Raw genomic sequence first — 24,456 nt, 5'->3', positions numbered from 1 at the left:
GATCGGCTCACCAACCTCCGGGGAGGGGGCGGCCCTCGGCGAAGCCCGCGGCCGACTGCACCCCGAGCACCACCTTGTCGTGGAGCTCGGCCAGGGTCCGGGCCCCGGTGTAGGTGGCGGTGCTGCGCAGTCCGGCGCAGATGTGATCGATCAGGTCCTCCACGCTGGGGCGCTCCGGATCGATCCGGATGCGGGAGGAGGAGATTCCCTCCTCGAAGAGTGCTTTGCGGGCGCGGTCGTACGCCCCGTCGGCGGCCGAGCGGGCGGCGACGGCGCGCTTGGACGCCATGCCGAAACTCACCTTGTACTCGCCGTCGGCGTCGGTGTGCAGGTCGCCGGGGGACTCGTAGGTGCCGGCGAACCAGGAACCGATCATCACATTGTCGGCGCCGGCCGCGACCGCCAGCGCCACGTCCCGCGGATGCCGAATGCCGCCGTCGGCCCAGACCGCGGCGCCCAGTTCCCGGGCGGTGGCGGCGCACTCGGCGACGGCGGAGAACTGCGGGCGGCCCACCCCGGTCATCATCCGGGTGGTGCACATCGCGCCGGGGCCGACACCGACCTTCACGATGGAGGCGCCGGCGTCGATCAGGTCGCGGGTGCCCTGGGCCGCGACCACGTTGCCCGCCGCGATCGGTACACCCAGGTCGGCGTGGGCGACCGCGGCGAGGGCGGTCAACATCTTCTCCTGATGTCCGTGGGCGGTGTCGATCACCAGCAGGTCGGTCCCCGCCTCCACCAGTGCGCGGGCCTTGGCCACCACGTCGCCGTTGATGCCGACCGCGGTGCCGACGCGCAGGCGACCGTCGGCGTCGACGTTGGGGCGGTAGATGCCCGAGCGGAGGGCGCCGACGCGGCTGAGCACGCCGGTGAGGCGGCCGTCCGCGTCGGTCAGCACGGCCAGCTCGACGTTCGCCTCGGTGAGCGCGTCGAAGACCAGACGCGGGTCGGTGGTGTCGGGCAGCAGCACCGGCACCGGGTGCATCGACTCGCGCAGCTCGCTGAACATGTCGAGTTCGCCGCCCGGTGGGGTGCGGGGTACCAGTCCCACCGGGCGGTGCGCGTCGTCGACCACCACCAACACGCCGTGGGCGCGTTTGGGGATGAGGGCCTGCGCGTGGGCCATCAGGTCGCTGGGGCCGAGCACCACCGGGGTGTCGGCGATCAGGTCGCGGGATTTGACGAACGAGATGGTGTCGGCGGCCGCGGCGTGCGGCACGTCCTGGGGGAGCACCACAAGCCCGCCGCGACGGGCCACCGTCTCGGCCATCCGCTTGCCGGCGATCGCGGTCATGTTGGCCACGACCAGCGGCACCGTGGTCCCGGTGCCGTCCGCGGTGGACAGGTCCACGTCGAAGCGGGAGGCCACGTCCGAACGGTTGGGGACGACGAACAGATCGTCGTACGTCAGGTCGTAGTCGGGTCGGTGGCCGGACAGGAAACGCACTAAAAACCTCTCCCAAGGTCGACGGCGGTGCTGGCGGTCCGGGGTGCGATCATCGGCCGCGCAGCTGGTTCAGTTCGGTGAGCCACGGCAGGGCCACGGCCAGGGTGGGTACCACCAGCAACGCGGTCGCCAGAAGGTAGGCGGTGGCCGCGAGTCGGTGGGTATCGGCGGTGGTGGGCTGGAAGGTCAGGCGGCGCAATCGGGCCAGGGTGGTGGGTCCGCCGAGGGCCATCGCCCCGCGCGGCGCGGAGGCGCCGGCGCAGGCCACCAGGGCGCGGCCCACGCTGGTGCGGTCGGTGGCCCGGACGGCCTGATCGTCGGCCAGAGCCTCGATGAGCAGGCGGACGGCGGTCAGCGCGGAGGCGGACCGGACCCAACGCGGGAACGCCGCGTGTAGGGCCAGGAAGGCTTCCAGGACCAGGTCGTGTCGGGCCCGCAGGTGGGCTCTTTCGTGCGCGATCACCGCGGCGATCTCCTCGGCGGACAGCCGGGTCAGCACGCCCTCGGAGAGCACCACCCGCGCCCGCAGGCCGGGCAGGCAGTAGGCCATCGGGGCCGGAACGTCGAGGACGCGGATGTCGGCGCCGGCACGGTGGCGCAGGTCGGTGCGATCGAGCAGGTCGACCATCTCGCGATGGTGGCGGCGTCGGCTGCGGGTGCGCACGCCGATGGTGGCGACGGTGACGATCAGGCGCAGGCCGATCACCAGGATGGCCAGCAGGATCAGGAGGGAGGCGGCCAGGGGGACCGGACCGAGGTCGCCCGGGCGGGCCCGGAGCAGGCCGCTGACGACGGCGAAGCCGGTGCTGAACGCCGAGAGCACGGCGGCCAGGGTGATCGCCTGCCACAGCGTCAGGGCCGCGCGCGGGGCGTACAGCGGCCATTCGGCGCGGGCGAGGGCCTCGGGAATGGGCCCGACGAGAGCCAACGTCAGGATGCCGAACAGCAGCGCGGTCATCGGGCTTCCTTGGTCGTCGGGCGGAGATCTGTCAGGGGAGTGCCCCGGCGATCAGACTACCGGGTCTACGCGATGGGGTTGGCCTCCGCGGCCTCCAGCTCGTCGAGAGCCAGGCGCAGCGCGACGGCTTCGTCGGCGCCGACGCGGCCGACGAAGGAAACGAGTGCGGCGTGCCGCGAGTCGGGTGCGTCGGCGCCGCGCAGTGCGTCGACCATCAGGCTGGCGACCAGATCCTCACGGGGGCTGGTGGCCGCGTAACGATGCGCGCGATCGGCCCGGATCTGCGTCACGAGATCCTTCTTCGCCAGGCGCTGCAGCACCGTCATCACCGTCGTGTAGGCCAGCGATCGCGTCTTGGCCAGCTCGGCGTGCACCTGCCGGACCGTCTGCGGCGTGGGCGAGGCCCACAGCGTGTCCATGACGGCGCGCTCAAGCTCACCGAGTCCGTTCATCTTCCTCATCTTACGCCCGCTCCCAACCTGTTCGTTCGGTCGTCTCGTTAGGTCCAACGGGTGACACCCGTCAGAAGTTCCCGCCACCCGACTTGACCTTGAAAGTAAGGTTAGCCTACATTATCCAACAGGGATCGAGAGAGTGTCCTGAGGGCTGCAGAGACCCCCGATCCTCACCTGGGCGATGGCCCCCGACGCGCAGTGGCGCGGCGGGGGCCATCGTCGTCGAGCGGCCTCGCCGTGGCACCCTGGCAGGCATGGGAAACAATGATGAACAGCGCGATCTGGTCACTGAACTCGGCGCGATGGTCCGGGGCCTGGACAAGGTCCTCGGGCTGCAGCTGATCGAGGCGTCCGGCGAGGGTGTGCGCGCCACCCTGGAGATCACTTCGGACCACCACCAGCCGTTCGGCATCGTGCACGGCGGCGTCTACTGCGCGATCGCCGAGAGCGCCGCCAGCATCAGCGCCTTCTGCTGGCTGCAGGAGACGGAGATCGGTGGCACCGCGGTGGGTGTCAACAACAACACCGACTTCCTGCGCTCGGTGTCCGCGGGCACCATGACGCTCACCACGGTGCCGGTCCACCGCGGCCGCCGCCAGCAGCTGTGGCAGGTCGACATCGCCGATGCCGACGGTCGTCTGCTGGCTCAGTCGCGTGTGCGCCTGCAGAACGTCGAACTGCCTTCGGCCTGAGCTCGAACGTTCGGTCGGGCCAGCCGCCTACGCGGAATCGGCGGGCTCGGCCGACGGATCCGAGGAGTCGGCGGCGGCCAGTTGATCGCGCTCGAGCTTGGACAACTCGTGCAGGGCCGAACGCGCGTAGACCTGCTGCTCGGTCACCGCGAGCTGCGTGCGACCGCGCGTGGTGAAGGCGAAGAACCAGTTCACCAGGGTGTTCAGTCGGTTGCGGTAGCCCACCAGATACACCAGGTGCAGCGCGAGCCAGCCCAGCCACGCGAAGTAGCCCTCGGTCTCGAACTTCCGCTTGGTGCCCGGGATCGGCACCTGCATCACGGCGCTGAACCGCGACACGGTCGCCATCGACCCCTTGTCGAAGTAGCTGAACGGCTTGCGCTGCTCGGGCTGCTGCCCGCGCTTGATCTCGGCGATGATCGCGTCCGCGGCGTACCGGCCGCCCTGGATGGCGCCCTGTGCCACGCCGGGCACACCGTCGACGGCCATCATGTCGCCGACGACGAAGACGTTCGGATGTCCGGGGACCGACAGGTCCGAGGCCACCTTGACGCGGCCGGCCCGGTCCAGTTCCACGCCGGTCTTCTCGTGCAGGATCGCGCCGAGGCCGCTGGCCTGGACACCGGCCGACCACACCTTGCACTGGCTTTCGATCCGGCGTTCGGTGCCGTCCTTCTCGCGCACCACGAGGCCGTCGTAGTCCAGGTCGGTCACCATGGCGTTGAGCTGGATCTCCACGCCGAGCTTCTCCAGCCTGCGGGTGGCCTTGGCGCCCAGCTTGGGGCCGAAGGGGGCCAGGACGGCGGGAGCGGCGTCGAGCAAGATGACGCGCGCCTGCGTCGGATCGATGTTGCGGAAGGCGCCCTTGAGGGTCTTGTCGCTCATCTCGGCGATCTGCCCGGCCATCTCCACGCCGGTGGGTCCGGCGCCGATGACCACGAAGGTCATCAGCTTCTCCTGCTCGGCCTTGTCGTGCGAGAGCTCGGCCTGCTCGAAGGCGCCGAGGATACGTCCGCGCAGCTCCAGTGCGTGGTCGATGGTCTTCATGCCCGGTGCGTACTCGGCGAAGTGATCGTTGCCGAAGTACGACTGGTCCGCGCCGGCCGCGATGATCAGATCGTCGTAGTCGGTGACCGTGATCCGCTCCAGCAGGCGCGAGCTCACGGTCCGGTTCTCGATGTCGATGTCGAAGACCTCGCCCAACAGCACTCGGGTGTTGCGCTGCTTCTGCAGCACCACGCGGGTGGCCGGGGCGATCTCACCCTCGGCGACGATGCCGGTGGCCAGCTGGTAGAGCATCGGCTGGAACAGGTGCGAGGTGGTCTTGGCGATCAACGTGACATCGACGTCGGCCTTCTTCAAGCGCTGCGCCGCGAACAAGCCACCGAAACCCGAACCGATGATGACGACCTGGCGGCGTCGTTTCGTGCCGGATGTGTGGGCGTTGGTCATCGGAGTGCTCCTGTCGGGGACGGGGATCGCGGGCGTTGGCGGCGGAGAGGGGTCGCCGTGCAGTATCTCACGGTAGCGCGCCCGGCTCAGGCCGGCCGCGACCTCGCCGAACCGGCGAGGGAGGATCGCTGCGTCGTGGGCACGCGCACCGTCCCGCGCCCGCGGGCGGCGGCCCACTGCTCGCGGAGGATCTCGTATTCGACCACCGCGTCCGGGTGCGCGAGCTCGGTGGCGTCGCTGTCGGCGGCCAGGCGCATGCCCAGGCGCTCCATGACGCGGCGGGACGCGGTGTGCACCACGTGGGTGCCCGCGAAGATCCGAGTGGTGTCGGTGGTGGTGAACATGGCCGCGATCAGGGCGCCCGCGGCCTCGGCGGCGTATCCGCGTCCCCAGACCGCGCGCGGCAGCCGGTAGCTCAACTCCAGTTCGTCGGCGCGGCTGTGTCGCGGGGAGCGCAGCTGCACCCAGCCGGCGAACCGGTCGTCGTGCGTGAACAGCAGCCACATGCCGGTGCCGTGGTCGCGCTGCTGGCTCTGCGTGCGGGGGATGATCCAGTCGGCGACGGTCTGCGGGCTGGTGGCCGGGCCTCCGCTGACGAACCGCATCACCTCCGGATCGGCGTCGAGCGCGACCAGCCGATCCACGTCGTCGGCGTGTACCGGGCGGAGCCGGAGACGGGCGGTGTTGAGCAGCACCCGCCCGATGGTACCGGCCGGGAGGCGTCGGAACACAGGGGTGGGTTACGGTGCCTGAGATGTCGCAGATGCAGCAGGACCCCGGGCCGTTCGTCGTCGAACTCGCCTTGCGATGGGGCGATATGGATTCCCTCGGGCACCTCAACAACGTGCAGTTCGCCCGGCTCTTCGAGGAGGCGCGCGTGCGCGCCATGGACAGTTGGGCCGAGCGCATTCGGTCCTCGCCGGAGCGTGCCGCGGTCGGCATGGTGGTGGCCCACCAGGAGATCGAATTCGCGGCGCCGCTGTATTACTCGCGCGAACCGGTCCGCTGCGAGGTGTGGATCTCGCGTATCGGCGACAAGTCGTTCGACTTCGCGTGCCGACTGGCCGCGGCCGACGGCACGGTGGGCGCCCTCAGCGAGACGACGCTGACGGTCCTGGACACCAGCGCCGGGACGACCACCGCGATTCCGGACGCGTTCCGGGAAGTGTTGACCGAGCAGGTCGGTCCGCCCGCGCCGTTCCGTCGTCGACGCTGACACCGCCGGGCATTTCTGTCGGTGGCGGCCGATAGGCTCGCACGCGAGATGACGGGGGTGGGCCGATGTTGACCGTGCACCGCGCGGAGCGCGCCGATGTGCTGGCCGATGTGCTGGCCGGACAGTTGCGCACGCCGCAGGACGACCCGATGCGGTCGGAGGTGATCGCCGTGCCCGCCCGCGGGGTGGAGCGGTGGCTGCAACAGCGGCTGGCCCTGCATCTGGGCAGTGCGGGGCGCGGCGACGGCATCGCCGCCAATATCGACTTCCTGTCGCCGGAGGCGCTGCTGCGCCAGGTGGTCGCGGTCACCGTCGACGATCCCGAGGCGGCCGAGGCCTGGTACACCGAGCGGCTGATCTGGCCGGTGCTCGCGGTGCTCGACGAGCACCTGACCGACCCCCGGCTCTTCGTGCTGGCCACCCACCTGTCGGGACCGGTGGGACAGAGCCGACGGTTGGCCGCGGCGACCACCATCGCGCGGATCTTCTCCGGGTATGGATGGCAGCGGCCGGGCATGTTGGCCGACTGGGCCGGCGGTGGCGAGTCGGACGGTACCGGTCACCCGCTGCCCGAGCCGCTGCGGTGGCAACCGTGGTTCTGGCGCGAGGTCCGCGCCCGTATCGGGCAGCCGCACGTGGCCGAACAGCTCGACACGGTGGTGCAGCGTCTGCGGACCGAACCGGACGCGGTGGATCTGCCCTCGCGCGTGGCCTTCTTCGGGCCGACGCGGATTCCCGAGGCGCTGCGCGCGGTGCTGTCGGCGCTCGGCACCCAACGGCAGGTGTCGGTGTTCCTGCCTCATCCGTCGCCCGCGCTCTGGGACGCCCTCGCCGCATCGCCGGGGCCGGTCCCCCGGCCGCGGCATACGGCGTCGACGGTGAGCGCCAAACATCCCTTGCTCGCGGCGCTCTCGCGCGATGTGCGGGAACTGCAGGAGGTGCTCGCGACCGTCGCCGACGAGACCGTCTACCACCCCGATCCGGCCGCTGACCCGGCGCCGCGGACGCTGCTGGCGGCGGTGCAGGACGGGCTGCGGCGCGACGAGTCGGCGGCCGTGCCGGGACTGCGGGCCGACGACTCCCTGGAGGTCCATGCCTGCCACGGGCCAGAACGGCAGGTGGAGGTGCTGCGCGATCGGCTGCTGGCGCTGCTGGACGCGCACCCGGATCTGCAGCCCCGGGACGTGCTCATCATGTGCCCCGACGTGGAGGCCTTCGCCCCACTGATCCAGGGTGCCTTCGGGCAGTCCGGACGCGAGCATCCCGGTTTCTCGCTGCGCGTGCGGCTCGCCGACCGCGGTCTGGCCGAAACCAACGAGGTGCTGGAGGTGCTCAGCGCGGTGCTCGACCTGGCCGCCGGCCGAGTGCGGTCCGGTGACCTCCTCGACCTGATCGGACAGCCTGCGCTGGCCCGCCGATTCGGCTTCACCGACGACGACCTCGAAACGCTGGCCGGCTGGGTGGAACGCGCCGGCATCCGGTGGGGCATCGACAACACCCAGCGCGCACGGTTCGACATGGGCGGCTTTCCGCAGGGAACGGCGTCGACCGGACGGGACCGATTGCTGCTGGGGGTGTTGGCCGAGGAGTCGGAGAACGAGTGGCTGGGCGTGGGTCTGCCGCTGGAAGGCATCGAATCGACCAAGGTCGACCTGGCGGGTCGCTTCGCCGAACTCATCGACCGGCTGGGCAGGCTGCTCACCGAGATGGACCGGCGGCACCCGGCCGAACAGTGGGCGACCCTGCTGATCGGGGCCGTCGACGACCTCACCGAGACCGATCGTGACGCCCAATGGCAGCGCGCGCAGGCCATCGGCCTCCTCACCGAATCCCTGGGCGCCGGCGATGCGCAGCGGATCGATCTGGGGGTGGCGGACCTGCGCGACCTGATGGGCGATCTGCTGTCCGCGCGACCGACCCGATCCAACTTCTGCACGGGAGAGCTGACCGTGTGCACGCTGACGCCGATGCGTTCGGTGCCGCACCGCGCCGTGATCCTGCTCGGGATGGACACCGGGGCGTTTCCGCGCGGCGGCGCGGTCGACGGCGACGACATCCTCGGTCTGGTGCCGATGGTGGGTGAGCGCAGCCCCCGCGACGAGGACCGGCAGGTCTTTCTCGACGCGGTGACCGCGGCGAAGGAACATCTGCTGGTGTTCTACACCGGCTGCGATCCGGTGACCGGCGCCGCCGTTCCGCCGCCGGTGGTGGTCAGCGACCTGATCGAGACGGCCGAAGCGGTCCTGAACCCGGCCGAGGGAGAGCCGGGCATCGAGCACCGGCACACCCTGCACGCCTTCGACGTCCGCAACTTCGTCGCCGACGATCACCGCACCCCGTTCAGCTACGACCGCAAGCTCTTGGCGGGAGCGCGGGCACTCGGCGCGCTCACCGCGTCCGGTGTGCCCGGGACGCCGCCGATGCGGCTGCGCGATGCCGTGCTGGCGCCGATGGATGCGGCCACCGACATCGACCTGGCCGACCTGATCAGCTTCTTCAAATCACCCACCGCGCGGTTCGTCCGCGACCGGATCGGCGCCGCCCTGCCGCAGCACGACGAGGCCCATCCCGATCAGCTCGATGTGGCGCTGGACAATCTGGACGCGTGGAAGATCGGCGACCGCTTCCTGCGCGGGGTCCTGGCCGGAGAGTCCCCGTCCGCGCTGACCGGTGCCGAACTGCGCCGCGGATCCCTGCCGCCGTTCGGGCTGGGCCGGATCGCGTTGACGCCGATCGAGGACAAGGCGCAGGCGATCGGCGAACTGGCGCGCAGTCACCGCGTCGACGACGACGGGGACACCGTCGATGTGGTGTACCCGCTGCCGGACGGCCGCCGGCTGTACGGCACCGTCGGCGACGTCTTCGGCGACCAGTTGGTGGAGGTGAACTACTCGAGCCTGAAGGCCGATCACCGGTTGGCCGCGTGGATTCGGCTGCTGGCGATCGCGGTGGGCGGTGGGCGGCGCGTGCGAGAGGCGGTGGTGATCGGTGCCGGCCGCGGCCCGCACGCGGAACTGCGGCGCCTGTCCCTGCCGGACGATCCCGCCGCGGTCCTGGCCGCCCTGATCGCCATTCGGGACGCCGGACTGCGCGCCCCGCTGTGGCTGCCGCCGAAGGCGGCGGAGGCCGCCGCGCGCGGCTACGGTTCCGGACGTCCCACGAATGCGCTCCGGGGCATCCACGGCCTGCGTAGCTGGGACTTCGAGGACGACTACAACGGCTACGTGCTGTACGACGATCCGACGCGTATCGCGTCGGCGGGGGAACTGATCGAACTGGCCGGCGCGGCACCGTTCCAGGCGTTGGCCCCGGTCCTCGGCGAGGTGATCCCGGCCGAGGACGATCCCACGGGTGCCAAGACCAGCCTGGTGCGCATGGCGGTCGCGGTGTTCGGTCCGGTGCTGAGCAGGGAGGTGCGGCGATGACGACGGGACATGTCGCGGAGTTCGATCCGACCGAAGAGTTGCCGAACGGCACGATGGTCTTGGAGGCGAGCGCCGGTACCGGCAAGACGTACGCGATCGTCTCGCTGGCCGTGCGGTACCTGGCCGAGGGCAGGGTCGCCGTGGATCAGCTGCTGATGGCGACCTTCTCCAATGCGGCGTCGAACGAGCTGCGCGATCGCACCCGCAGCCGCATCGGCCAGGCTCTGGCGGCGCTGGACGATCCGGCGGGCTTCGTGGCCGGCGACCACGGCGACGAAGTGCTGGCGCTGCTGTGCGCCGGATCGGCGGCCGAGGTGGCCCTGCGACGGCAGCGGCTGCGGACGGCGATGAGCGATTTCGACGCGGCGACGGTGGCCACCACGCACACCTTCTGCAATCGCATGCTGGCGGCACTCGGCTTCCTCGGGGAGCGGGCCCAACGGTTCCCCATCGTGGAGAACGTGCAGGACCTGGTCGACGAACTGGCCCGCGACCTCTACCTGGCCGAGTTCGCCGGTGCGCCCGCCGGAGCACCGTCGTGGGCGGCGGTGACCGAGATCGCCAAGAACGCCGTGGAGCAGTCGGCCACCGTACTCTCCCCGGACCCGGCCGAGGAGGACGGCACCGCGCTGCGGGTCGGGTTGGCGCGCACCGCCCGCGACGAGATCGAAGTGCGCAAGCGGCTCGCGCGGGTGCGCACCTACGACGACCTGCAGGACGTGCTGTTTCGGATCCTGGCCCATCCGCAGGTGGGCGCGCTGGCCGTCGAACGCATTCGCCAGCAGTTCGGCGTGGTGCTGATCGACGAGTTCCAAGACACCGACCCGCAGCAGTGGGCGATCGTCCGTCAGTGCTTCCACGATGCGCCGGACATTCCGCTGATCCTGGTCGGCGACCCCAAACAGTCGATCTACGCCTTCCGTGGCGCGGAGGTGCTCAGCTACCTGGAAGCGGTCGGCGAGGCGGGCACGCGGCGACGGCTGGGCACCAACTGGCGCTCGGACGGTCCGCTGGTGCGGGCCCTCGAGCGAGTCTTCGAGGGTGCGGCGTTCGGGCACCCGCAGATCGCGTTCACCCCGGTGACGGCCCGCCGGGAACGGTCCCGGCTCGGCACTGCCGACGATCCGGCCGCCGGTGGAACCGTCGACGCCGCGGCCGAGCTGGCCGGCCGCAGTTTCGCCGCGCCGGTGCGGATTCGAGGTCTGGTGACCGGCGACTTCGGCGGGGACGGCCTGCCGACGGTGGGGAAGGTGCGCGATGCGGTGACCGAGGACGTCGCCGACGACATCGTCGCGCTGCTGGAGTCGGGCACCACCCTGGCGGTCGGCGACTCCGGAGCGGTGCGCCCGGTGGAGCCCGGCGACATCGCGATCCTGGTGAACTTCAACAAGCGCGTCGAGCCGCTGCAGGAAGCCCTGCACAAGCGGGGGATCTCCTCGGTCGTGCGATCGGGCACCTCGATCTTCAAGACACCCGCGGCCCGGCACTGGTGGTATGTGCTGGCCGCGATCGAACAGCCGTCTCGGTCGGTGCGCGTGCGGTTGGCGGCCTTGACGCCGTTGATCGGCCGCCGCGCCGAGGACGTCGACACCGGCGGCGACGAGGGGATCGGCGCCCTGGCGGCGAGCCTGGCCGAGCTGGGGCGAGTGTTCGCCGAGGGCGGCTTCGCCTCGATGTCGGCACGGCTGTTCGATCTGTTCGCCACCGAGGGGCGGCTGCTCGCCGGTGAGGGCGGCGAGCGGACACTCACCGACCTGCGGCAGTTGGCCGACCTGTGCAATCGGCAGGTGGCCGGCAGCGGCGGGGGCCTGGCCTCGCTGGTCGGATGGTTGGCCGAACAGATCGCCGATCCCTCGAGCCTGCGCCACGGCGGCGCGCAGACGCGTCGGCTCGATCGGGACACCCGGGCCGTGCAGATCATGACGGTGCACGCCAGCAAGGGTCTCGAATTCCCGATCGTCTACGTGCCGTTCGGCTGGGACGGGGCGCGCGTGCCGGATCTGGAAGCCTTCATCTATCACGACGAGGAGGGCCGACGCCGACTCGATGTGGGCGGGACCGAGGCCGCAGGCTACCGCGCGCGGGAGGATCGCGCCGTCGTCGAGGGCGCCGGGGAGGCGCTGCGACTGCTGTACGTCGCGATGACGCGCGCGGCCAGCCAGGTGGTGGCCTGGTGGGGTCCGTCCATGCCGACCAAGCAGGGGGCGCTGCATCGACTGCTGTTCACCGCGGAGGAGCGCCGCAGTGCCCTGCTCGCCGGGTACCCGAGCACGCCCATCGGTGTGTCGATCGAGATTCCGTCGACCGACTTCGAGATGATCGCGGGGCTGCGCGCGGTGCGTGCGGGCTCGCCGGAACTGATCGCGGTGGAACCGGCGGCGCGGCATCCGCGCGGACGCCGCTGGCAGCCGCCGGCGGTCGACGGCCCCGCGCCGGTGCTGGCGGTGGCGTCGTTCACCGCCCCCATCGACCAGGAATGGCGGCGCACCTCGTACTCGGGCATCGTGCGCGACGCGCACGCCGCGGCCCACGCGGCGTCGGTCGCCGCGGCCGCGAGCGAACCCGAGCAGGACCTGCTCCACGACGAACCCGACCTGGAGCCGCAGCCGGGGGCGGCCGCGGCCTCGGGCCTGCCGTCGCCGATGAACGGCATGCCGTTCGGCGCAGGCTTCGGCACGCTGGTGCACGAGGTGCTCGAGCACGTGGACACCTCGGCCGCGGATCTGGCCGAGCACGTGCGCCTGCGCACCGCCGAGGGCGCGCTGCTGCGCGGGGTGGATCTGGATGTGGATCAGTTGGCGCGGGCGCTGCACGGGGTACTGACCACCCCGCTCGGCTTCGGCGATCTGGCGAGTATCCCGCCGCGCGACCGGTTGGCCGAGATGGAATTCGAATTGCCTTTGGCCGCACCGGGTTTCACGCTCGCCGAGGTCGGTGAGCTGCTGGCCGCGCACCTGCCCGACGACGACCCGCTGCGCCCGTACGCGCAGATCGTGCCGACCGTGTCGGCGGAGCAGTTCCGCGGCTACCTCACCGGCAGCATCGACTCGGTGCTGCGCGTCGACGACGACCGCTTCGTGGTGGTCGACTACAAGACCAACCGGCTGCGGCCGGGTGACCTGTCGGTGGAGGACTTCGACACCGCCGCCATGGCCGCGGAGATGATGACCGCGCACTATCCGTTGCAGGCGCTGCTCTACTCGGTGGCGCTGCACCGGTACCTGCGGTGGCGCCTGCCGGACTACCGAACGGAGCGGCACCTCGGGCCGATTCAATATCAGTTCGTCCGCGGTATGGCGGGGCCGGACACCCCGCCCGGGTGCGGCGTGTTCGAGTGGCGACTGCCCGCGCCCCTGGTGGTGGACCTGTCCGATCTGCTGGCCGGGGTCACCGCGGAGCAACGAAGGGGGCGCTCATGAGCGCGCAGCTGGTGGCCGGCGAGCACGGAGTGCTGCGGGTGTTCAACGAGGCCGGAGTGTTCGCCGCGGCCGACGTCCACGTGGCGCGGCGGGTCGCCGCCCTCAGCGGCGCCGAGATCGGGGACCACGAACTGGTGGCGCTGGCGCTCGCGGTGCGCGCGGTGCGGACCGGATCGACCTGCGTGAAGCTCGACCGGATCACCGAGATCGTCCCGGAGACTCCGGAGCCGGGCGACGGTGCGGCGCCCGCCGAGCCGCCCGCCCAGATGCCGTGGCCGGACCCGGGAGAACTCGTGCGCACCTTGACCGCCTCGCCGTTGATCACCGGCTGCCCGACCGGCCCCCTGCGGCCGTTGGCGCTGGTGACCTCCGACGACGGGCCGCTGCTCTACCTGCGCAAGTACTTCCGGCAGGAGCAGACCATTCGGGACATCCTGGCGCAGCGGCGGGCGCAGCGCCCACAGGTCGAGGCTCCGGCCCTGGCCGCGGCCCTGAACGAGGTCTTCGGCTCCGACGTCGACGACGGTGGATACGACCGCCAGCGTGCGGCGGCGGCCCTGGCGGCGACGTCGTGGACCACGGTGCTCGCCGGCGGTCCCGGTACCGGCAAGACGTACACGGTGGCCCGGATTCTGGCGGTGATGCAGGCCCTGCTCGGGTCCGACGTCCGGATCGGCCTGTGCGCCCCCACCGGTCGGGCCGCCGCCCAGATGCAGGCCTCGATCAACGACCACCGCGCCGACCTGACGGCCCTGCGCACCGCGCCGGTCGCGACCACGGTGCACAAGCTGCTCGGCTGGCGGCCGGACGGTTCGTACCGGCGCGGCGCCGACGACCGGCTGCCGTACGACGTCGTGGTGGTGGACGAGACGTCGATGCTGGCGGTCTCGATGATGAGCCGCCTGCTGGAGTCGTTGCGCCCGGACGCGCGCCTGATCCTGGTCGGCGACCCCCACCAGCTGTCGTCGGTGGACGCCGGCGCGGTCCTGGCCGATCTGGTGGAGCGCCGCGACCGGGAGGACACGCCGCTGCCGGAGGCCTTCGAGGCCGTCGCCGCGGCGCCGGCGGGCGAGTTCGATGCCGCCGAGCGGCTCGCGCTGGCCGACGGCGTGATCACGCTGACCCGCGGACATCGCTACGGCGGGCAGATCTCCGAGGTCGCGGCCGCGATCAAGGCCAGTTCGGGAACCGATGTCGACGCGGTGATCGACCTGATCACCGGGGAGGCCGCGCAACGATTCGCCGACGACACCCGGGGCCGGGTGATCCTCGTCGATCCCGACGAGTTGGAGCCGGTGCGCCGCACGGTGGTCGAGTGGGCCCGCCGGCTGCGGGCGACGGCGAACTCGGCCGACGCCGCCGGAGCCCTGGCCGCGCTGATGCAGCATCGGGTGCTGTGTGCGCACCGGGACGGCAGGCACGGCGTGAGCGGATGGTCGCGGGCCATCATCGGGTGGATCAACGACGATCTGGGTGCGGGCATCGGGGCCGCCGGGTGGTACACCGGCGAGCCGATCCTGGTGAACCGCAACGACCCGACGCACGGCATCTTCAACGGTGACTCGGGGGTGGTCATCGGCACCGGCGACGCGACCCGGGTGGTGTTCGCCCGCGGCACCGGCGTGCTGCCGCTCTACCCGAGTCAGATCGCCGACTCGTCCCCGGTGTACGCCATGACCATTCATCGCAGTCAGGGCAGCCAGTTCGGCGCGGTCACCGTGGTGCTGCCCGATGCGGATGCACACCTGCTGACCAAGGAACTGCTCTACACGGCGGTCACCCGGGCCCAGAACCAGGTGTTCATCGTCGGCACCGAGCACGAACTGCGCGCGGCCCTGAGCCGCTCGGTGCAGCGCGCCAGCGGCTTGGGGTCAGCGGTCCGGGAGATCGGCGGCTGACCGCTCAGCCCAGGTCGCGGCCACCGGGCACCAGGTCGCGGCGTCGGTACGATTCGCGGGTCAGGAACAGCCGCTGGGGGTCGCGCGGCAGCGCCGCGAACTCCTGCATCGACGCGCTGCGCGCCATCTCGGTGCGATGCGCGGTGATGGCGCGGATCTTGGCACCCAGCCGCGCGCTCACGTCCAGCGTCAGATCGACCCGGTCATCGGGCGTGCCGACGATCGGAATGTGCGACGACGTGGCCAGGTGGGGGCGCATCGTGTTCACCATGGATTGGGCCAGGGTCGCGAAGTACAGCGACGACGTCTGCCAGGGCGGGCCCAGCTCGGTTTCGTATAGCGGCAGGGCCGCGGCGTCGGCGGCCAGCACCGCGAGCCGGTGGGCATGAATGTGGTCGGGGTGGCCGTAGATGCCGTACGCGTTGTAGGTGACGATCACCTCCGGCCGCAGGCGTCGAATGTGCTGCACCAACAGCTGCACCTGCTCGTCGAGCAGCACGTCGATCAACCGCGGCGCGCCCGGCGCCGATTCCGGGACGAAGCTGTCGGCGTAGCCCAACATGATCGGCGGGCGGGTCATGCCCAGCGCGGCCGTTGCATCGAGCAGTTCCCGGTGCCGATGGGTGCCCTCGGCCCAGGTGCACACGATCAGGTCGACCTCGGCGCCGCGCGCGGTCAGGTCGGCGATGGTGCCGCCGGTCCACAGCGACTCATCGTCGGGATGCGCGTGGACGAACAGGGCGGCGGGGGAGTCGGGCACAGCCTCGAGCCTACGTGCCGGCGGCCCCGGTAAGCTGTGCTCGCGCTGTTCTCGCCCGAGATCGAGCGCGTGTCGCACGAATCATTCCCCCGGATAGGAGACATCGGCCCATGAGTTCGCAGGTTCATGAGTTTCACGCTGAGGCTCGGCAGCTACTGGATCTCGTCGTCCATTCGATCTACTCGAACAAGGACAGCTTCCTTCGCGAACTGATCTCCAACTCCTCCGACGCGCTGGACAAGCTGCGGCTGGCGAGCCTGCGCGATTCCGACCTCGACTCCGACGTCTCGGATCTGCATGTGCGGCTGACCCCCGATGCACAGGCGCGCACCCTGACCGTCGCCGACAACGGCATCGGCATGAGCCGCGAGGACGTGGTCGACCTCATCGGCACCGTGGCCAAGTCCGGGACCGCCAAGATGCGTCAGGCGCTGGCCGAGGCCGGCGATGCCGGGGCCTCCGAGGAACTGATCGGTCAGTTCGGGATCGGCTTCTACTCGGCGTTCATGGTGGCCGAGCGGGTGACCATGGTGACCCGCAAGGCGGGCGAGAGCGTCGGTACCCGTTGGGAGTCCACCGGCGACGGGACCTACACCGTCGACGAGGCCCCCGACGCCGCGCCGGGCACCGCGATCACCCTGTCGCTCAAGCCCGCCGACGCCGACAACGCGCTGCACGACTACGCCGATCCGCAGGTGCTGCGCGGTCTGGTGAAGAAGTACTCGGACTTCATCGCCTGGCCGATCCGGATGAGCGAGACTGTGGAGGTTCCGGCCGACGAGGACGGCGGCGAGCCGACCGTCGAGCAGGTCGACGCGACCCTCAATTCGCAGAAGGCGCTGTGGGCCAAGAGCAAGGACGAGGTCTCGGCGGAGGAGTACGCCGAGTTCTACCGGCACCTGAGCCACAACTGGGATGAGCCGCTGGAGACCATCTCGCTGCACGCCGAGGGCACCTTCGAGTACCAGGCGCTGATGTTCCTGCCGTCGCAGCCGCCGCTGGACATGTTCGCGCGCGAACGCAGCGGTGGACTGCACCTGTACGTGCGCCGGGTCTTCATCACCGACGACGGGGCCGAACTGCTGCCCGAATACCTGCGTTTCGTGCAGGGCGTGGTCGACGCGAACGATCTGTCCCTCAACGTCTCCCGTGAACTGCTGCAGCAGGATCGGCAGATCCGGGCCATTCGACGGCGCCTGGTCAAGAAGGTGATCGGCACGGTGCAGGAGCTGCAGGATCGCCGGCCCGACGATTACGCGAGCTTCTGGACCAACTTCGGGCAGGTGTTCAAGGAAGGCCTGGTGAATGACCCGGACAACTTCCAGGCGATCCTGAAGGCGTCGGTCTTCGAGTCCACTCGGGAGTCCGATCAGCCGACCACGCTGGCCGACTACGTCGAACGCTGCCCGGCCGAGCAGAAGGTCATCTACTACATGACCGGCGAGACGCGGCAGCAGATCGAGCGGTCGCCGCACCTGGAGGGCTTCCGGGCCAAGGGCATCGAGGTGCTGCTGCTGTCGGATCCGGTGGACGAGGTCTGGACCTCGTCGATGCCGGAGTACGACGGCCGCCAGTTCGTCTCGGTGGCCAAGGGCGAGGCCGCACTCGACGACGACGCCGATGCCGAGACCGACGGCGCCGACCGGGACGCGGAGTTCGCGGACCTGATGGCCTGGCTCACCGAGGTGCTCGAGGCCGACGTCAGCCAGACCCGCCTGACCAAGCGGCTGACGGACTCGGCCGCCTGCCTGGTGGGCGACACGTTCTCCATGTCACCGCAGCTGGAGAAGCTGTACCGGGCCTCCGGCCAGCAGGTGCCGCACATGAAGCGGGTGCTGGAGCTGAATCCGGATCATCCGCTGGTGACCGGGCTGGCGAAGGCGTACGCCGACGCCGGTGACGAGCGCTCCGCGCTGACCTCGACCGCCCAGCTGCTGTACGCCATGGCGGTGCTCGCCGAGGGTGGGGAACTGGCCGATCCGGCCGAGTTCGCCAAGTTGCTGTCCGACACGCTCGTCGCGGGCCTACGGTAAGCGAAAAGGGGTCTCGCGCATGGGTTTTCTCACACCGATCGCCGTCCGGATCGGCGCCATCGAATGGCTGCCGGAATACCTGCCGTACATCGTCAAGGTGGACGACGGGCTGCAGAAGGTCACCGGTGGCCGCGTCGATCTGCTCACCGTCGCCGGTCTGCCGAGCGTGACGATGGTGATTCGCGGCCGCAAGTCCGGCATCGACCGCACCACGACGGTGCTCGCGGCGCCGGTGGGCGACGGGGAATGGCTGGTGGCCGGTTCCTACTTCGGCGCCCCGAAGGCGCCCGCGTGGGTGTACAACCTGCGGGCCGCACCCACGCTGCAGGTGGAGGAGCACGGAACCCTGGTCCCGATGACGCATCGGGAACTCGCCGACGACGAACGGGCGCAGGCCTGGCAGGAACTGCTGAAGGTGTGGCCGAACTTCGTGATCTACGAGCGGCGCACCACCCGCACCATCCCTATCTTCCGGCTCACCCCGATCGACTGAGCCGCCGCTGTCCGCCGAGGCGACGCCGAACCGGCGTCGCCTCGGCGGTGCTGCGCGTGGCTACTCGCCGGTGAAGACCGGTGCCCGCTTGGCGAAGATCGCGGTGACGGCCTCGGTGAGGTCGTTGCTGGGCAGGAACGCGGCGTTCCAGGCGGCGACGTAGCGGAGGCTGTCGTCGACCTGCGCCGAGCGGCTGTGATCGAGCACGTCCTTGATGCCCTGCACCACGAGCGGCGGATTGGCGGCGATCTCGGCCGCGGTGGCCCGGGCGGCGGCGAGGGCGGCGTCGCGATCGTCGTAGACGTCGTTGACCAGACCGATCTTCTCGGCGCGGGCGGCGTCGATGTCCTTGCCGGTGAGCGCGAGTTCGCGGGTGTGGCCGTCGCCGATGATCAGCGGCAGGCGAGCCAGGGTGCCCACGTCGGCCACCATCGCCACCCGCACCTCGCGGACGCTGAACTTGGCGTCGGCGGAGGCGACCCGGATGTCGGCAGCGGTGATCAGGTCGACGCCGCCGCCGATGCACCAGCCCGCGACGGCGGCGATGACCGGCTTGCGGCAGTCGGCGACGGCGGTGATGGCGCCCTGCATGCGACGGACCATGCCGTGGAAGTCGGTGCGCGCCTTGGCCTTGGCCCCGTCGGCGAGGACCGCGGAGAGGTCACCGGCCATGGCGGCCAGGTCGAGACCGAACGAGAAGTGCTTGCCTGCGCCGGTCAGCACCACCGCGCGCACGTCCGGATCGGCGTCGAGATCGGCGAAGAGGGTGCCCAGTTCGGTCCAGAAGTCCGGACCCATCGCATTGCCCGGGCCCGGGCCGATCAGGGTCACTTCGGCCACGTGGTCGGCGACCGAGAGGTCGAAAGCCTGGTAGTCGGTGCTGCGGTAGGTCATTGTTACTCCCCAGTACGGTGATGGTTCTTCCGCCGAGAGTAGGGCATCGACGCAGTTGGTCGGGCGCGGACCCGGCCTGGAGGTGGTCTGGGACACGTGCCAGGATGGCCGCATGGCAGCAGACCCCTTGCGGCTCTCCGACGTCGCCGTCACCGTGGTCGTCGACGATCCGGCGGCCGCCGCGGCGGTGTACGAGATTCTGGTGGGACCGGTGGACCCGGCCACAGGTGTGTGGGCGGCGGGCAACGGTTCGATCGCCGCCGCGCCCGCCGCGAACTCCGGACCCTGGGCCGCCTTCGAAGCGGCCGACGTCCCCGCAGCGGCGGCGCTGCTGGGCCGTCGCGGACTGCCGCTCGTCGGCGAGGGTTCGGTCCGTCGCGCCGAAGGCGTTGCGGCGGTGGGGATCACGAATGCGGCGGGCGCGCGGAGCGGGGCGGCACTCCTCGATCACGTGGTGTACACCGCGCCCTCGGTGGATGCGGCGATCGCCCTGTTCGCCGGGCGTGTCGGGATGGATCTGCGCCTGGTGCGTCAGTTCGGCGAGGTGGCGCAGGTGTTCTTCCGCACCGCCTCGGTGGTCGTGGAAGTGCTGGCCGGCGGGGAGACCGGCGGCGCCGACTTCGGGCTGTGGGGCCTGGCGTGGCGTTGCCCGGATCTGGACCGCGAGCACGCACGACTGTCGCGAGAGGGGCTGGCGCTCAGCGAGATCCGCGTGGGTCGGAAGCCCGGCACGCGGGTCGCGACGGTGCGCGAACCCGCGCTGGGTACGCCGACGATCCTGCTGGAGCAGACCCCGCGTTAGTCCTTCGCGAGGCGGCGGGCGGCCTCCTCGGCCAGCATCTGCTCGCGCAGGGAGTCGTACACCGGGGCCGAGCGCAGCGCGGCCGCGACGATCACGGCGCCGAGCGCAGTGGTCAGCAGGGAGATCGACACCGTCGTCAGGGCACACATCTCCATCACCAGCACGATGCCGGTGAAGGGGGCGCGGACCACCGCGGCGAACAGTCCGGCCATGCCCGCCATCAGGAGTGCGATCCGCGTGTCGTCGTCCACCGAGATGCCGGCGAACTCGACGATCTGCGTGAAGAACACCCCGCACAGGGTGCCCAGGGCCAGCATGGGCGCGAACAGGCCGCCGGGGGTGCCCGCGGCGTACGACAGCGGGCCGGTGCAGAAGCGCAGCACGAGGTACAGCGCGACGGTCCAGAACGCCATCTGCTGGCCGTCGAGCATGCGCTGGGCGACCACGTCGCCGCCGCCGACCGCGTCGGGCAGGAAGACCAGGCAGACGCCCACCAGCGCGCCGATCAGAGCGCCCTTGGCCACCGGGGGCAGCGGCGTGAAGCCGTGGAAGGCGGCGCGCAGACGCACGACGAGGGTGGAGTAGGCCACCCCGAGGGCGCCGATGAAAACGCCGAAGATCACGAACAGGGGAAGCGTGGAGACCGCCGGTTCGGCGACCTTCGCCACGGCGAAGTCGGGGTGGTTGCCCAGCACCACGCGACTGCAGGTGATGGCGGCGGCGACCGCGGCGATGGTCCAGACGAGGTAGCGCAGTCGGATCTTGTGGGAGAGCTCCTCGGCGACGAAGACCGCACCGCCGATGGGCGCGTTGAACGCCACGCCCAGTCCGGCGCCGGCCAAGCAACTCTGCAGCACCCGGATCTCGTCGAGGGTGACGCGACCGAGGCGACCGACGAGCGTGCCGAAGGCGGCGCCGATGTGGACCGTCGGACCTTCGCGGCCCAGCACCAGGCCGCCCGCGCCGATGGCGAGGGAGCCGCCGACGAATCGTGCCGGAATGGTGGTGGCCGGCGCGGCCCGGTCCTCGTCGCGTTCGGTGGCCTCGACCTGCTGGATACCGCTGCCCGCCGACATCGGCCAGCGCGAACCGATCCACGTGGCCGCCGCCGCAGCCACCGTGCTGACCACCACGGGGATCAGCCAGGCCCACGGGCCGTGGGCGTGTGCCCAGTCGGCCAGTTCGGTGCGCAGGACGTCGGCCTCGACCAGTACCCATCGGAATGCGCCGCCGACGAAACCGGCGAGGATTCCCGCGATGACGGCGAGCGCGGTGAGGTAGTAGAGCGTGCGGGGCCCGGGTAGGCCCGCGTCCCCGGCTGGCTCGTCCGGCTGCTCTGTGCGCATGTGCCCCTCACCACGGTCGATGTTGGCCTCGACCGTAGCAACCGGTCGGCCGGGACCGGGGACCCCGTCGGCATCGGCCGCGAACTTTGACCGGATCGGCACGTGGGCACCGTCGAGCAGGGCGTACTGTGCGGCGAAAAACTCTCGAGTGATGATCGAGACTCATCGATGCTGCGTTCGGTCGGTCGGCACCGGTCGAGCGAATATCGGCCCCGTCGGCGTATGGGATCGGTCACAAATAAGCCGCAACGTGCCCTTGGGGCGCGGGTTCCGGCGGTGAACGGGGAGTGCTCCCTTCCTGCTCCGGGGCGTCGAATAGTTTGGTGAGGCAAACCTAATTAAATAAGTGATGCGGGTTCGCTCCGCCGGTGTCCTACGTCACCCATTCCGGCTATGGGAGACATTGCCGTCGTGAAATAGCTTGCGCTGCATGGAAATACGGAGATCCGCGGTGGTCATGGCATCGGCAATCGGAATCGCGGTGGCAGCGGTGCCGCCGGACGCGGCAGGTTCGTCGGTATCGACGAGTTGTCCGCGCGTGATGGAGTTCTCGACCGGCGGCGTCGCGCAGCCCGACGTGATCAGGTTGAGCGCGACGGCGAAGGCGGTGCCCACCCATACTCGGCGGGCGAGCGTGCACTACAGCGCGAGCATCTCACCCATCGGCGGCAACGTGAGCGGCGCGGAGTCCACCGCCGAAGGGGAGCGGAACCTGACCCGGGCGGCGCGCGAGTTCCGTGCGCGCTGCCCCGAGTCGCACCTTCGCCTCGTCGGGTTCTCGCAGGGGGCGCTCGTCACCGGAAACGTGTGCAACGCTCTCGACGCCGACCCGCACATGGCGCGGCGGACCAGCTGCGTCCTGTACGCCGATCCGCGGCGGCCGGATCCGGAGCGGCCGGGCGTGATGGCGATGCTGCCGTCGTTCGTCCCCGGGTTTCCGATGACCGGGCCCAGGCCGGAGACCACGCAGATCCCGGTCGCGCAGGTGTGTCAGAGCAACGACATCATCTGCGCGTCGCCCAATCCGGTGATCGATCCGGTCGGGTTCGTCAACAATCTGCTGGGTTACCTCGTGCACGGGGCACACGGCGACTACGTCGCGGCGCCGCACACCGTCGACGACGGAGGCGAGCACCTCGTACACCGTGATCCGTACCTGCCGACCGCCGACATGCGAAAGCCCGCGCCCGGGCTTCCCACCCCCTACGACGTCTTCGATCCGGTGGCGGCCCTGCTTCTCCCGTCGGCGCCGATCGCCACGACCTACCGGCCCACGCCGATCGCCGACTACTTCCCGCCGGTCCTGGCGTGGGGGGTGCCGGCGCGCGTCGGCACCGTCGTCCTGCCCCCGGCCGACGACACCGCGGCGATCGCGCCGGCCGTCGTGGAGTTGGTGGAGGCGGTCGTCGACACCGGGGCCGGAACGCCGAGTCGCGACCCGTATTTCGTGTCGCCAGCGCTGCAGCACGGCGACACGAAGGACGAGTCGCGACACGGGGGCCTGTACCCCTCGGCATGACGGGGCAGCGGGGGGGGGCGAGACGACGAGAGAGGCCCTGGTAGATGATCTACCAGGGCCTCTCTGTGGTGTCCGAGGGGGGACTTGAACCCCCACGTCCGTTAATAGGACACTAGCACCTCAAGCTAGCGCGTCTGCCATTCCGCCACTCGGACTCGTGCTGCCCGCCGCGTTTCCGCGGCGCGCCGTGTAACTCTAACCATGCTTGCCCGACTATCCCAAATCCGCCGGAAATGGGCTTGAATATGAGGTGTGACTACCCCCAGAGCGACCGACGAAGTGGTGGACCTGGTGAGCCGGTTGATCCGGTTCGACACCTCGAACACCGGAGATCTGACGACCACCCGCGGGGAGGAGGGGTGCGCCAAGTGGGTCGCCAAACTCCTCGAGGAAGTCGGCTACACCACCGAGTACGTGGAGTCGGGGCAGCCGGGGCGCGGCAACGTCTTCGCGCGCCTGGCCGGTCCGCCGGACAGCGATCGCGGCGCGCTCCTGATGCATGCCCATCTGGACGTGGTGCCGGCCGCCGCCGAGGACTGGAGCGTCGATCCGTTCTCCGGCGCCGTGCGCGACGGCTACATCTGGGGCCGCGGCGCGGTCGACATGAAGGACATGGCCGGCATGATGTTGGCGCTGGCCCGCCAGTTCAAGCTCGACGGCGTGGTCCCACCGCGGGAGATCGTCTTCGCGTTCCTCGCCGACGAGGAGGCCGGTGGAACGTGGGGTTCGCACTGGCTCGTCGAGCACCGGCCGGACCTGTTCGAGGGCATCACCGAAGCGGTGGGCGAGGTGGGCGGCTTCTCGCTGACCGTCGACCGGCCCGACGGTGAGGTGCGTCGCCTGTACCTGGTGGAGACCGCGGAGAAGAGCCTGTCGTGGATGCGGCTGACCTCCGAGGGTCGCGCCGGACACGGTTCCTTCCTGCACGACCACAACGCGGTCACCGAGATCGCCGGGGCCGTGGCCCGTATCGGGGCGCACACCTTCCCGCTGGTGATGACCGACTCGGTGGCCGAATTCCTCACGGCGCTCTCGGAGGAGACCGGCCTGGACTTCTCCCCGCAGACCCCGGACCTGGAGTCGGCGCTGTTCAAGATCGGCAACCTGGCCCGCATCGTGGGCGCCACCCTGCGCGACACGGCCAACCCGACCATGCTGTCGGCGGGCTACAAGGCCAACGTGATTCCGCAGCGGGCCGAGGCCGTGATAGATTGCCGCGTGCTGCCCGGCCGGCGGGCCGAGTTCGAGAAGACCATCGACGAACTGATCGGCCCCAACGTCCAACGGGAGTGGATCACCGATCTCGAGTCGGTGGAGACCACCTTCGACGGGCACCTGGTGGATGCGATGAACGACGCGATCCTCGCCCACGACCCGCAGGGCCGCACCGTCCCGTACATGCTGTCCGGCGGCACCGACGCCAAGGCCTTCGTGAAGCTGGGCATCCGGTGCTTCGGGTTCGCGCCGCTGCAGTTGCCGCCGGAGCTCGACTTCGCGGCCCTGTTCCACGGCATCGACGAACGCGTCCCGGTGGAGTCGGTGCTGTTCGGCACCCGGGTGATGGAGCACTTCCTGCTCAACTCCTAGCCGGTAGGTTGAAGGTGTGGGCCGCCGGCGCGGTGGTCCGACCGAGCAGAAAAAAGGGGT

Annotated in this window: 19 protein-coding genes and 1 tRNA gene; 10 read left to right on the top strand and 10 right to left on the bottom strand. The window is 70.5% G+C overall.

The genetic code is table 11. The features are described 5' to 3' along the window. Positions 1 to 7 precede the first annotated feature (7 nt). The 3 genes from guaB1 to ACFFJD_RS11960 all read right to left on the bottom strand — a co-directional run bounded on the left by guaB1 (position 8) and on the right by ACFFJD_RS11960 (position 2,866). The gene (guaB1, locus tag ACFFJD_RS11970; protein ID WP_382364369.1) at positions 8 to 1,447 is read right to left on the bottom strand and encodes a GMP reductase; all 1,440 of its coding nucleotides are present in this window, start codon (positions 1,445 to 1,447) and stop codon (positions 8 to 10) included. A 49-nt stretch (positions 1,448 to 1,496) separates the two neighbouring features. Continuing rightward, positions 1,497 to 2,405: a M56 family metallopeptidase gene (locus ACFFJD_RS11965; RefSeq protein ID WP_382364367.1), complete on the bottom strand. Its 909-nt coding sequence runs from the start codon at positions 2,403 to 2,405 to the stop codon at positions 1,497 to 1,499. A 65-nt stretch (positions 2,406 to 2,470) separates the two neighbouring features. Beyond that, on the bottom strand, positions 2,471 to 2,866 hold the full coding sequence (locus ACFFJD_RS11960; protein ID WP_382364365.1) for a BlaI/MecI/CopY family transcriptional regulator: 396 nt from the start codon (positions 2,864 to 2,866) through the stop codon (positions 2,471 to 2,473). A gap of 248 nt (positions 2,867 to 3,114) precedes the next feature. On the opposite strand from ACFFJD_RS11960, the gene ACFFJD_RS11955 reads away from it, so the two are divergent. After that, complete coding sequence (locus tag ACFFJD_RS11955) at positions 3,115 to 3,552, top strand: PaaI family thioesterase (protein ID WP_382364363.1); 438 nt, start codon at positions 3,115 to 3,117, stop codon at positions 3,550 to 3,552. A gap of 27 nt (positions 3,553 to 3,579) precedes the next feature. On the opposite strand, the gene ACFFJD_RS11950 is transcribed toward ACFFJD_RS11955, so the two are convergent. After that, positions 3,580 to 5,004: an NAD(P)/FAD-dependent oxidoreductase gene (locus tag ACFFJD_RS11950; protein WP_382364361.1), complete on the bottom strand. Its 1,425-nt coding sequence runs from the start codon at positions 5,002 to 5,004 to the stop codon at positions 3,580 to 3,582. Between the two features lie 86 nt (positions 5,005 to 5,090). Further along, positions 5,091 to 5,699, bottom strand: a complete 609-nt coding sequence (locus ACFFJD_RS11945) for a GNAT family N-acetyltransferase (RefSeq protein ID WP_382364359.1) — start codon at positions 5,697 to 5,699, stop codon at positions 5,091 to 5,093. A 59-nt stretch (positions 5,700 to 5,758) separates the two neighbouring features. On the opposite strand from ACFFJD_RS11945, the gene ACFFJD_RS11940 reads away from it, so the two are divergent. From ACFFJD_RS11940 to recD, 4 genes are all read left to right on the top strand, one after another. Further along, entirely contained in the window at positions 5,759 to 6,220 is a 462-nt protein-coding gene (locus ACFFJD_RS11940; RefSeq protein WP_382364357.1) for an acyl-CoA thioesterase, read from the top strand. A gap of 65 nt (positions 6,221 to 6,285) precedes the next feature. Then, positions 6,286 to 9,645: an exodeoxyribonuclease V subunit gamma gene (recC, locus tag ACFFJD_RS11935; RefSeq protein ID WP_382364355.1), complete on the top strand. Its 3,360-nt coding sequence runs from the start codon at positions 6,286 to 6,288 to the stop codon at positions 9,643 to 9,645. Beyond that, a complete protein-coding gene (locus ACFFJD_RS11930; RefSeq protein WP_382364353.1) occupies positions 9,642 to 13,064 on the top strand; it encodes a UvrD-helicase domain-containing protein in 3,423 nt (1,140 codons plus the stop codon). The genes recC and ACFFJD_RS11930 overlap by 4 nt, the downstream gene beginning before the upstream one ends. After that, on the top strand, positions 13,061 to 14,962 hold the full coding sequence (gene recD / locus ACFFJD_RS11925) for an exodeoxyribonuclease V subunit alpha (RefSeq protein ID WP_382364351.1): 1,902 nt from the start codon (positions 13,061 to 13,063) through the stop codon (positions 14,960 to 14,962). Before ACFFJD_RS11930 ends, recD begins: the two co-directional genes overlap by 4 nt. Positions 14,963 to 14,966: 4 nt before the next feature. On the opposite strand, the gene ACFFJD_RS11920 is transcribed toward recD, so the two are convergent. Next, entirely contained in the window at positions 14,967 to 15,722 is a 756-nt protein-coding gene (locus ACFFJD_RS11920) for a PIG-L family deacetylase (RefSeq protein ID WP_382364348.1), read from the bottom strand. A 110-nt stretch (positions 15,723 to 15,832) separates the two neighbouring features. On the opposite strand from ACFFJD_RS11920, the gene htpG reads away from it, so the two are divergent. Then, positions 15,833 to 17,755 carry a molecular chaperone HtpG gene (htpG, locus tag ACFFJD_RS11915; RefSeq protein ID WP_382364346.1) on the top strand — a complete coding sequence of 641 codons (1,923 nt, stop codon included), beginning with the start codon at positions 15,833 to 15,835 and terminating at the stop codon, positions 17,753 to 17,755. Between the two features lie 19 nt (positions 17,756 to 17,774). Then, on the top strand, positions 17,775 to 18,248 hold the full coding sequence (locus ACFFJD_RS11910; protein ID WP_382364344.1) for a nitroreductase family deazaflavin-dependent oxidoreductase: 474 nt from the start codon (positions 17,775 to 17,777) through the stop codon (positions 18,246 to 18,248). Between the two features lie 60 nt (positions 18,249 to 18,308). Here ACFFJD_RS11910 and ACFFJD_RS11905 read toward each other — a convergent pair whose 3' ends face one another. Continuing rightward, on the bottom strand, positions 18,309 to 19,142 hold the full coding sequence (locus ACFFJD_RS11905; protein WP_382364342.1) for a crotonase/enoyl-CoA hydratase family protein: 834 nt from the start codon (positions 19,140 to 19,142) through the stop codon (positions 18,309 to 18,311). Between the two features lie 112 nt (positions 19,143 to 19,254). Here ACFFJD_RS11905 and ACFFJD_RS11900 point away from each other — a divergent pair, with 112 nt between their 5' ends. Then, entirely contained in the window at positions 19,255 to 19,944 is a 690-nt protein-coding gene (locus ACFFJD_RS11900; protein ID WP_382364340.1) for a VOC family protein, read from the top strand. Here ACFFJD_RS11900 and ACFFJD_RS11895 read toward each other — a convergent pair. Together ACFFJD_RS11895 and ACFFJD_RS11890 are read right to left on the bottom strand one after the other, a co-directional pair. Then, on the bottom strand, positions 19,941 to 21,290 hold the full coding sequence (locus tag ACFFJD_RS11895; RefSeq protein WP_382364338.1) for a ClC family H(+)/Cl(-) exchange transporter: 1,350 nt from the start codon (positions 21,288 to 21,290) through the stop codon (positions 19,941 to 19,943). The genes ACFFJD_RS11900 and ACFFJD_RS11895 overlap by 4 nt on opposite strands. A 378-nt stretch (positions 21,291 to 21,668) precedes the next feature. After that, the gene (locus tag ACFFJD_RS11890) at positions 21,669 to 21,905 is read right to left on the bottom strand and encodes a hypothetical protein (protein ID WP_382364336.1); all 237 of its coding nucleotides are present in this window, start codon (positions 21,903 to 21,905) and stop codon (positions 21,669 to 21,671) included. Here ACFFJD_RS11890 and ACFFJD_RS11885 point away from each other — a divergent pair. Then, the gene (locus ACFFJD_RS11885) at positions 21,898 to 22,809 is read left to right on the top strand and encodes a cutinase family protein (protein ID WP_382364334.1); all 912 of its coding nucleotides are present in this window, start codon (positions 21,898 to 21,900) and stop codon (positions 22,807 to 22,809) included. The two genes, ACFFJD_RS11890 and ACFFJD_RS11885, sit on opposite strands and share 8 nt — an antisense overlap. Before the next feature lie 66 nt (positions 22,810 to 22,875). Here the strand turns inward: ACFFJD_RS11885 and ACFFJD_RS11880 are convergent. Continuing rightward, positions 22,876 to 22,964: transfer RNA gene (locus tag ACFFJD_RS11880), tRNA-Leu, on the bottom strand. 97 nt (positions 22,965 to 23,061) lie between these two features. Here ACFFJD_RS11880 and ACFFJD_RS11875 point away from each other — a divergent pair. Then, the gene (locus ACFFJD_RS11875) at positions 23,062 to 24,396 is read left to right on the top strand and encodes a M20/M25/M40 family metallo-hydrolase (protein WP_382364332.1); all 1,335 of its coding nucleotides are present in this window, start codon (positions 23,062 to 23,064) and stop codon (positions 24,394 to 24,396) included. Positions 24,397 to 24,456 lie beyond the last annotated feature (60 nt).

Origin of the sequence: Gordonia phosphorivorans (assembly GCF_042432625.1) — a bacterium.
Lineage (GTDB): Bacteria > Actinomycetota > Actinomycetes > Mycobacteriales > Mycobacteriaceae > Gordonia > Gordonia phosphorivorans.
This window is presented reverse-complemented; position numbering and strand designations above follow the sequence as displayed.